Source organism: Pseudonocardia sp. SID8383 (assembly GCF_009864975.1).
Taxonomy (GTDB): domain Bacteria; phylum Actinomycetota; class Actinomycetes; order Mycobacteriales; family Pseudonocardiaceae; genus Pseudonocardia; species Pseudonocardia alni.
This window is the reverse complement of sequence record NZ_WWFY01000652.1, coordinates 1-7,822: the sequence shown is the minus strand read 5'-3', so window position 1 is coordinate 7,822 and position 7,822 is coordinate 1. Positions and strand designations below refer to the sequence as shown.

Genomic DNA, 7,822 nt, shown 5'->3' with positions numbered 1-7,822 from the left:
GCGCTGGCCGCATCGGGGCCCGCGGGGCCGCTCTACCGGGGCGCGGTCCGCTTCGCGCATCGACGGATCCACGGCTGAGCCTCCGCGCGGCCCCGGTCACGGGGCTCCCGGTCAGGCCCGCTCGGGCCGGTCCGGGCGCCCCCGGGCGAGGGCGGCGAGCCGGGCCAGGCTCTCCGCGTTGCGCAGCTTCAACAGCGGCGCCCGGACCGGCACGGGGATGAGCCGCCCGGGTCCGGCGACGGCGTCCTCGGTCATCCGGATCGTCGTACCGGCTCCATCGGGGGTCAGCTCCAGGCGCACCCGGGCGGTGCCTCCGGGCCCGGCACGAGCGCGCAGCTGCAGCATCCTTCCGGGCTCGTTCTCCTCGACCACGGTGCGGTCCTCGATCATCAGCGGCCACGCCCCGACGCTGTGCTCGATGGTCGCGCCCGCCCGCGGCCAGTCCGACGAGACCCGCCGGATGTGCACCGCCCCGACCACCCACAGGCCGTAGCTCCAGCCGTCGGTCAGGACCGCATAGACGTCCTCGGTGCGGGCGTGCACCCGCCGCCGTACCTCGATCATCGGACCCGCCTCTCCGTCGCCGACCGGACGATCCGACCCGTACCCACGCTCGGCCCCGTCACACCCCCGCACCCGGGTTTGGACCCACGACCACCGGTGATACATCTGCGGTGACGACCGACCCTGCACCCGACGACCTGATCGACGTCCTCGTCGCCGACCACCGCACGCTGCTGGCCCTGCTCGACCACGCCGCCGCGGCCGACCCCGGCCCGCAGCGCTCCGACCTGGCCGTCCGCGCCGCGAACGCGGTCCGCCGGCACTGCGTCGCCGAGGAGACCCTGCTGCACCCGGCGCTGCGCCGCTGCCTCGAGGACGGTGACCGCTGCGCGCAGGCCGACGCCGAGGAGCACGAGCAGCTCGAAGCCCTGGTCACCGAGCTGCTCGCCGTCGGTCCGGGGTCGCCCGACGCGGAGCAGGTGCTGCACCGGCTCGCCGTGTCCACCCGCTTCCACATCGAGGGCGTCGAGACGCGGCGGCTCCCGGCCCTGCGCCGGCGCCTGACGGTCACGGAGCTGCACGAGCTCGCCCGCGCCGTCCAGGAGACGATCGACCCGCGTGACGACCGCCGCGGCCCCGCCGCCGTCCTCGGGTGAGGCCCGCACCACCACGGCCTGCCGCGCGAGGCGGACACAGCGCCGTCGATCGCGGGCGCGGCCTCGATCCCCGGGCCACCGCGGCTCGACCACCGCCCCAGGCTCGGCGGGCCTGCTCCATGGCACGGCGCCCGGGTGTCGACGCGTTCGGTCAGGGTAGGCGGGCGACATGAGCGTGACGACGACCGGACTGCTCGTGGTCGGCGGCGGCCCCGCAGCCCATGCCGCGGTGATCGCGTACCGCGGGCACGGTGGCCCCGGCCCGGTGCTGCTGGTGTCCGCCGACGACAGCCCTCCCTACCTCCGGCCTCCACTGACGAAAGAGCTCCTGCGCGGGGGAAACCTCGGCGAGGACGACCTGCTGCTCGACGACCTGACCCGGCTCGGCGACGTCGAGGTGCGCACCCGGACCACGGTCGCCTCGCTCGAGCCCGGTGCCCGTACTGCGCGGCTCGGCGACGGCGGCGAGGTGCGCTGGCGGGCATGCGTGCTGGCCACCGGATCGGAGCCGGTGCGCCTGCCCGTCCCCGGCGACGGCGACGCCTACCACCTGCGCTCGCTGGCCGACGCGCGGGCGCTGCTGGCGGGACTGCACGACGCGGGGTCCGTCGTCGTCGTCGGATCGGGGTTCATCGGCTGTGAGGCGGCGGCGTCGCTGGCCGCACGCGGCTTGGACGTGACGGTGTGCAGCACGGAGCGGGTCCCGCAGGCCTCGCGGCTCGGTGACGCCGTCGGCAACCGCATCGCGGACTGGTTGAGAGGGGCGGGGGTCCGTCTGCGCGGCGACGCCGAGGTCACCGGGATCGAGTCGACCGGTGGCGCGCCCGTGGTGCAGATCCGGGACGGCGAGCCCGTCGCGGCGGACCTGGTACTGGTCGCGGCGGGCGCCCGCCCCCGGCTCGGGCCGGCCGAGGCGGCCGGGGTCCTGGTCGAGGACGGCCGAGTCGTCGTCGACGAGCACATGCGGACCGCGGTGCCGGGTGTGTTCGCCGCCGGGGACGTCGCGCGTGCGTTCAACGCGGCCGCGGGCCGGCACATCGGGGTGGAGCACTGGGGCGATGCCGAGGAGATGGGCGCCGTCGCCGGGGCCGTCGCCGCCGGGTCGGACGCGCGCTGGGACGCCGCGCCCGGCTTCTGGTCCGAGATCGGCGACCGCGTGCTCAAGTACTCCGCCTGGGGCGACGGGTTCGACGAGGTCGCTTTGACCACCCACCCCGGCGGCGGGTTCACCGCCTGGTACCAGCGCCAGGGGTTGGTGTGCGGGGTCGCCACCCACCAGGCCGACGAGGACTACGAGCGTGGCTCGGACCTGGTGCGGCGCAACGCGAGGGCATCGGAGGTCGCGGACGTGCCGACCACGGCCGGCCCCCGGGACTGACCCCGGGGACCGGCGTCGGTCAGGTGCCGGGGTCCAGCGCGACCTTGACCCAGCCCGCGCAATGGTCGTCGAACTCCTGGTACGCGGTGACGACGTCGCCCAGGCCCTCCCGCACGGTCACCCCGCGACCGGGGTCGAGCACGCCCGCGGCGACCACGTCGATCAGCTCCGGGATGAGTGCCCGGTGCGGGCAGTTTCCCGCGCGCACCGTGAGGTTGCGGTTCAGCAGGGTGCCGATCGGATAGGACTGCAGGGTCGGCGGGTAGACCCCGCTGACACCGATCGTGCCGGCCTCGGCCACCGCCTGCGCGGTCCACCGCGCGGCCTGCGACGGGTCGTCGCCGGCGTGGCGCCATGTCCGGCATGACCGCCGGGGTCGTGGGTAGGAAGGGCACGCCAACGGGAACGACCGAGGAGGAGGTGGCCGTCATGGCCACAGGCGAGACCGGATTCAGCGACGTCGTGTTCGACCTGGTGTCGGTCCAGTACCACGCGCTCAAGGGCGGCCACGACTACGGCCAGTACGTCCGCGACGCGCGCAACGCGGGCTACGACGACATCGCGGAGTTCTTCGAGCGGGTCATGGAGGAGGACGCGACACGCGCCTCCACCTGCCACGACCTGCTCGCGAAGCTGTCGTCGAAGGAGGACACGGGCGCCGCGGTCTCTTGACCGGTGCTCGGGGCGCCGGCCGGCCAGAGGGGGCCGGCCGGCGCCGACCGGACGGGGTGACCCGGCGTGGTGCCGCCCGGCGGTGGTGTCATAACGTTCTGTCGCAGTGCGCCAGGGGCCTCCGGTCCCGGCCGGCGCCGACCCGGGGTCGAACAGCCGGCCCAGCGTCCCCACCCGTGCACGCCCGCGTGCGTCCCGGGCCGGGGATCCCCCGTCAGTGCACGAGAATGCGCTGCCGGACCGCGCCCCGGCCACGCCCGACGCTCCCCCGAGCCGTCCCCCGCATGCCGACCGCGGCCGGCGGTATCGGAGGACGAGATGCCCCCCGGTGGACCGGAGGCGCGTCTGCTGCGCGCCATCAACGACAACCCGCTGTTCCACACGACCCGCTCGCCGTACGCCGTGCTCGACCGGACACTGCGCATACGCGCGGTGAACCCGGCCTGGCTCGAGGCGACACTGCGCGAGCCCGGCGAGGCCCTGGACCGGCCCCTGTTCGACGTCTTCCCGGACAACCCTGCGGCGCCGGACGTCGGCGCGGTGGCGGCAGTGACGGCGTCGCTGCTGCGAGTGCTGCGCCGCGGCGCCCGCGACGACGTCGGCCTGCAGCGCTACGACGTACCCGCACCGCGCGGGGCCGACGGCTTCGTCGAGAAGTACTGGGTCGGAGCGCACTCCCCCGTCCGTGACCCCCGAGGCCGGCTGGCCGGGATCCTCGTGCACGTCGAGGATGTCACCCCGCTGTGGCCGGTGCGGGCCGAAGTCGACGACGCGGGCGACGGACTCGGGACGCTCGTGGACCGGACACGACGGTGCGGACAGGACGACAACGCTGCGGACGCGCCCGGCGGTCGGACCGGGGGAAACGGCCCCGGGTTCTCCGGGTACGGTCCGGCGGCCCCGCCCGGCTCGCACCTGCCGGCGCTCCCGGCCGACCCGGTCCCGGCGGTCGCGCTCGTCCGCGAGCTCGCCACCGAGGGCGAGGCACTGCGGCTGCGCTTCGGGCGGCACGTCGCCATCGAGCAGGCGAAAGGTGTGCTCATGGCGACCCGCGGCTGCGGGCCGGAGGAGGCGTTCGCGCTGCTGCGGGAGTTGTCGCAGACCACGAACACCAAACTGCGGCAGGTCGCGCTGTCGGTGGTGGAGAACGCCGCGCGGGGCGAGCCCTCGGGCCGGTGCGGCGGCTGAGCGTCCGGCACCGGGCGGGGACGGGGTCCGCGACGTGTGGGTCGGGGTGGGCGGCGCCGTCAACGCCGCCCACCGGTCACCACCGGGCCGGGCCCGACCGGGCGCAGCCCACCTCCACCGCCCCCGCCGTCGTCACCGGGCGGAGGGCCGGTCCACATCCGCACGGTGCTGCCGAACGTCACGACGGCCCCGGCCCGTGGCTCCTGTTCGAGGACGCACCGCTGCGGTGGGTCCTCGCCGGGACGGCGGTGCTCGACGGCGAGCACGCCGCCGTCGAGCGCCACGTCGTGCGCGCCCGCCACGTCGAGACCGGTGAGATCGGGAACCACGACCACCCGCTCGCGGCCGTGTTCGGTCGTCGAAGCCATGGGTTCGCATCACCGCTGCCCGGGCCGCCCACACCTCCCCGGTCGACGACGTCGGTGGATCAGCGGGGCGGCAGCGCGTCGAACGGTGTTCCGGGCGCGTTCGCCGACCCGGTACCGGGGCCCGGGCTCGCCGCGACCCACCGTCCCGTCGACGGCGGCAGCTCCACGGTGTCCCCGCGCCCGACCACCCGCACCCGGTCGCCCATCCCGCGGGCCCGCATCTCCTCCAGGAAGTGTGTGAGTGGGGACCGGAACACGTCGTAGTCGTCGAAGTGCACGGGGACCACGCGACCGGGCCCGACCATCTCCACCAGGTCGCTGCCCTGCGAGGCGTCCAGGGTGACCAGTACACCGCCGACCCGGGTACCGCCGAGGTGGGCGACCATCACGTCGATGTCACCGAACCGGTCGCGGATCTCACGCAGCTCGGGGACCAGGACGGTGTCCCCGGTGATGTAGAGCCGCAGCACCCGCCGGCCCCGGCGCTCGTGGTCGATCACCGTGCCCTGCACCGGCGGCAGGAGCCGGTGTACACCCACCGGGCCGTGCCGCGCCGGTACCGAGGTGATACGGACCCGCTCCTCGTCGTCACCGAGCTCCCAGCTGTCCCAGGTCTCGAGTCCGGTGGCCGCCTCGAACCCCCACCTGCGCAGCCGGCGGCGCGCGTGGGGGGTGGTGAGGACGGGCACCGAACGGTCCAGTCCGTCACGGGCGACGTCGTCGAAGTGGTCCCCATGCAGGTGCGACAGCACCACCGCGTCGAGGCGGGGCAGCTGATCGATGTCCAGCGCCGGGTCGGTTCGCCGCCTCGACGACAGACCCCAACCCAACCGGGCACGCTGCCCCCGATGCAGGAAGTTGGGGTCGGTCAGCAGCCGGAACCGGCCCAGCCGCAGGATCACGGTGGCGGTACCGACGAACGTCAGCGAGGTGTCCACGCCTGCCCGCCTACCCGGCGCCCGCGAGCCAACACCCGACGTGAACCCCTCCACCACCCTGTGCATCGCGGTTGTGCACCAGCGACCCTGGAAGGCGGCTCGGATCGGTACCCGGGAGCCGGATCGTGTCAGGCCCCGGTGGTTGAACACGACAGCCTCCGGGGCCGCCCTCAGGGGCCGTCGAAGTCGTCGGGCACCGCGGTGTCGAGGAACCTGCGAAACGCGTCGACATCGTCGGTCTCCGGCCCCGCATCCTGCACGCTGACCATGCCGGGGTCGATACCGGCCGCGGCGAGCACCGTGTCCCCGACCTCGATCGCCGCACTTTCCTGCAACGCGAGGACCACCGCGTCGCTGGTGCGGGCGTCGATGCGGGTGCCGTCGTCGAGCTGCAGTTCAGCGTGGAAGACGTGGTCGCGCAGGGCGTGCACCCGGACGCACAGCAGCCGGCGCCCAGCTGCCTCGAGCACCGCACCGATCAGCCGGTGGGTACCGGGACGGGTACGGCGGACCCCCTCCAGCTCGGCGACCGCGGCCAGCGTCTCCGCCCCACCGACCGACACTGCGACTATTCGCCCGCGCCCGGCTGTCTCCTCCAACAGGACCACCCGGTCGGCCGTGACCGCGTCGACCCCGACCGCCTTCACCCGTACCTCGACCATGTCCGCTCCCGCATCGTCCGTCGCGCCATCGCGCCTACCCCGGCCTCTGGGACCCACACCCGGCGGCATGGACCGGTGCGGCCCGGGTAGCCGGCCGGACATGCGGCTCGACGGTGCTGTGGTGGTGGTGACGGGTGCGTCCGGCGGGATCGGACGTGCGACGGTGCGGGAGCTGGCGCGCCGTGGCGCCCGGCTCGGGTTGATCGCGCGCGACCGAGCGTCCCTGGAGGACGTGGCGGCGGAGCTGCCCCCGGACCGGGCCCTGGTGGTGCCCTGCGACGTCGCCGACGACGAGGCCGTCAGCGCGGCCGCCGCGCACGTCACCGAGCAGCTCGGCCCGATCGACGGCTGGGTGAACTGCGCAGGCGTCGCCGGGTTCGGCACCGTGCTGTCGACTCCGCCCGCCGACGTGCGACGGCTGCTGGACATCAACATCGGCGGTTGCCTCAACGGCGCTCGCGCGGCACTGCCGTCGATGATCGCCTGTCGGCACGGTGTGCTCGTCAACGTCTCCTCGGTGCTCGGGATCATCCCGGCGCCGTGGGTGACGCCCTATTGCATGTCCAAGTCCGCGGTGCGGACGCTGTCGGCCGGGCTGCGCGCCGAGCTGCGTCGTGCGGGCATCCGCGGGGTCTCGGTGTGCACGGTGCTGCCCGGGGCCGTCGACACCCCGATCTGGTCGACCGCGGCCAACCACACCGGGCGGAAGGTGGCCCCTCCCCCGCCGGTGGACGCCCCGGAGCGCGTCGCCCGGGTGATCGCCGCCCGGCTGCGGCGCCCGCGCCCGAGACGGTCACAGGCGGGATCGCGGTACGGCTGCTGGTCCTCGCGCACCGGTTCGCACCGGGACCGGTCGAGCGTGCGCTCGGGCTCGTCCTGGGCCGCTGGTCGCTGCACGGCGGCACCGCGCAGACCTCGGGGGCGCTGTGGGACCCCGCCCTGTCCGGGCATCGCACCCGCCGCTGAGCCGTGCCGCCGGCCCAGGCGCGCCGGATCCGGCCGGGACCAGGCACGTCCTCCGGCACGTCCGGCGGCGGGTGCGATCGGTCAGGACGCCCGGACCGTCCCCGGCGGTACCGACCCTGTTCGCCGGGGGTTCACCAGGCCGGTCCGCCGTCGGATCCGGCACCCGCCGGGTCCGGACCGGGGAGGTCCCCCGCGGTGACGGCCTCGCCCGGCGGCACGGTGCCGAGATCGCCGCGCTCCTTCTCCGCGGTGCGGGCGGCTTCGCGACGGCGCAACCGATCCCGCTGTGGGACGACGGTGTAGGCCGGGTCCCACGCGGTCGCCATGCCGGCGTCGAACACGCCCCACCGGGTCGCGGCGGACCCGGCGTTGAGCAGGAGTCCGGCCGCGGCGTCGAACCCGCGGCGGCGCCGTCGTGAGCCCGGGCGCAGCCGGTCGAGCAGCGGTCCGGCCAGCGCTGCCACCAGACCGCCGAGGGTCGCGGCGCGGG

10 protein-coding genes and 1 pseudogene are annotated in these 7,822 nt (G+C 75.2%); 5 read left to right on the top strand and 6 right to left on the bottom strand.

Going from position 1 to position 7,822, the window contains the following annotated elements; all coding sequences use genetic code 11:
• Positions 1-111: 111 nt before the first annotated feature.
• Positions 112-564 (bottom strand): SRPBCC family protein, encoded by a 453-nt coding sequence (locus GTW08_RS16080; protein WP_073575151.1) that lies wholly within the window; start codon positions 562-564, stop codon positions 112-114.
• A gap of 110 nt (positions 565-674) precedes the next feature.
• Between GTW08_RS16080 and GTW08_RS16075 the strand changes: the two genes are divergently transcribed.
• Together GTW08_RS16075 and GTW08_RS16070 are read left to right on the top strand one after the other, a co-directional pair.
• On the top strand, positions 675-1,160 hold the full coding sequence (locus GTW08_RS16075) for a hemerythrin domain-containing protein (RefSeq protein ID WP_073575152.1): 486 nt from the start codon (positions 675-677) through the stop codon (positions 1,158-1,160).
• A 169-nt stretch (positions 1,161-1,329) separates the two neighbouring features.
• Positions 1,330-2,538 carry an NAD(P)/FAD-dependent oxidoreductase gene (locus GTW08_RS16070; RefSeq protein ID WP_073575153.1) on the top strand — a complete coding sequence of 403 codons (1,209 nt, stop codon included), beginning with the start codon at positions 1,330-1,332 and terminating at the stop codon, positions 2,536-2,538.
• 19 nt (positions 2,539-2,557) lie between these two features.
• On the opposite strand, the gene GTW08_RS16065 is transcribed toward GTW08_RS16070, so the two are convergent.
• On the bottom strand, positions 2,558-2,839 hold the full coding sequence (locus GTW08_RS16065; protein WP_073575154.1) for a hypothetical protein: 282 nt from the start codon (positions 2,837-2,839) through the stop codon (positions 2,558-2,560).
• A gap of 128 nt (positions 2,840-2,967) precedes the next feature.
• Between GTW08_RS16065 and GTW08_RS16060 the strand changes: the two genes are divergently transcribed.
• Together GTW08_RS16060 and GTW08_RS16055 are read left to right on the top strand one after the other, a co-directional pair.
• Positions 2,968-3,210 carry an acyl carrier protein gene (locus tag GTW08_RS16060; protein WP_073575391.1) on the top strand — a complete coding sequence of 81 codons (243 nt, stop codon included), beginning with the start codon at positions 2,968-2,970 and terminating at the stop codon, positions 3,208-3,210.
• A 318-nt stretch (positions 3,211-3,528) separates the two neighbouring features.
• A complete protein-coding gene (locus tag GTW08_RS16055; protein WP_073575155.1) occupies positions 3,529-4,398 on the top strand; it encodes an ANTAR domain-containing protein in 870 nt (289 codons plus the stop codon).
• Between the two features lie 59 nt (positions 4,399-4,457).
• Here the strand turns inward: GTW08_RS16055 and GTW08_RS16050 are convergent, their stop codons facing one another.
• The 3 genes from GTW08_RS16050 to GTW08_RS16040 form a co-directional block, all read right to left on the bottom strand.
• Complete coding sequence (locus tag GTW08_RS16050) at positions 4,458-4,766, bottom strand: PASTA domain-containing protein (RefSeq protein ID WP_073575156.1); 309 nt, start codon at positions 4,764-4,766, stop codon at positions 4,458-4,460.
• A gap of 59 nt (positions 4,767-4,825) precedes the next feature.
• A complete protein-coding gene (locus GTW08_RS16045) occupies positions 4,826-5,704 on the bottom strand; it encodes an MBL fold metallo-hydrolase (protein ID WP_073575157.1) in 879 nt (292 codons plus the stop codon).
• A 170-nt stretch (positions 5,705-5,874) separates the two neighbouring features.
• A complete protein-coding gene (locus GTW08_RS16040) occupies positions 5,875-6,366 on the bottom strand; it encodes a bifunctional nuclease family protein (RefSeq protein WP_073575158.1) in 492 nt (163 codons plus the stop codon).
• A gap of 100 nt (positions 6,367-6,466) precedes the next feature.
• Here GTW08_RS16040 and GTW08_RS16035 point away from each other — a divergent pair, with 100 nt between their 5' ends.
• Positions 6,467-7,531: an SDR family NAD(P)-dependent oxidoreductase gene (locus GTW08_RS16035; protein ID WP_073575159.1), complete on the top strand. Its 1,065-nt coding sequence runs from the start codon at positions 6,467-6,469 to the stop codon at positions 7,529-7,531.
• On the opposite strand, the pseudogene GTW08_RS31100 reads toward GTW08_RS16035, so the two are convergent.
• Positions 7,464-7,822 (bottom strand): annotated as a pseudogene (locus GTW08_RS31100) (hypothetical protein); the annotation flags it as partial. The gene GTW08_RS16035 and the pseudogene GTW08_RS31100 overlap by 68 nt on opposite strands.

What these genes read in the sequence shown, in the direction of transcription:
- GTW08_RS16080 (WP_073575151.1), bottom strand. Translation starts at nt 564, where the DNA reads ATGATCGAGGTACGGCGGCGGGTGCACGCCCGCACCGAGGACGTCTAT.
- GTW08_RS16070 (WP_073575153.1), top strand. Translation starts at nt 1,330, where the DNA reads ATGAGCGTGACGACGACCGGACTGCTCGTGGTCGGCGGCGGCCCCGCA.
- GTW08_RS16060 (WP_073575391.1), top strand. Translation starts at nt 2,968, where the DNA reads ATGGCCACAGGCGAGACCGGATTCAGCGACGTCGTGTTCGACCTGGTG.
- GTW08_RS16055 (WP_073575155.1), top strand. Translation starts at nt 3,529, where the DNA reads ATGCCCCCCGGTGGACCGGAGGCGCGTCTGCTGCGCGCCATCAACGAC.
- GTW08_RS16050 (WP_073575156.1), bottom strand. Translation starts at nt 4,766, where the DNA reads ATGGCTTCGACGACCGAACACGGCCGCGAGCGGGTGGTCGTGGTTCCC.
- GTW08_RS16040 (WP_073575158.1), bottom strand. Translation starts at nt 6,366, where the DNA reads ATGGTCGAGGTACGGGTGAAGGCGGTCGGGGTCGACGCGGTCACGGCC.
- GTW08_RS16035 (WP_073575159.1), top strand. Translation starts at nt 6,467, where the DNA reads ATGCGGCTCGACGGTGCTGTGGTGGTGGTGACGGGTGCGTCCGGCGGG.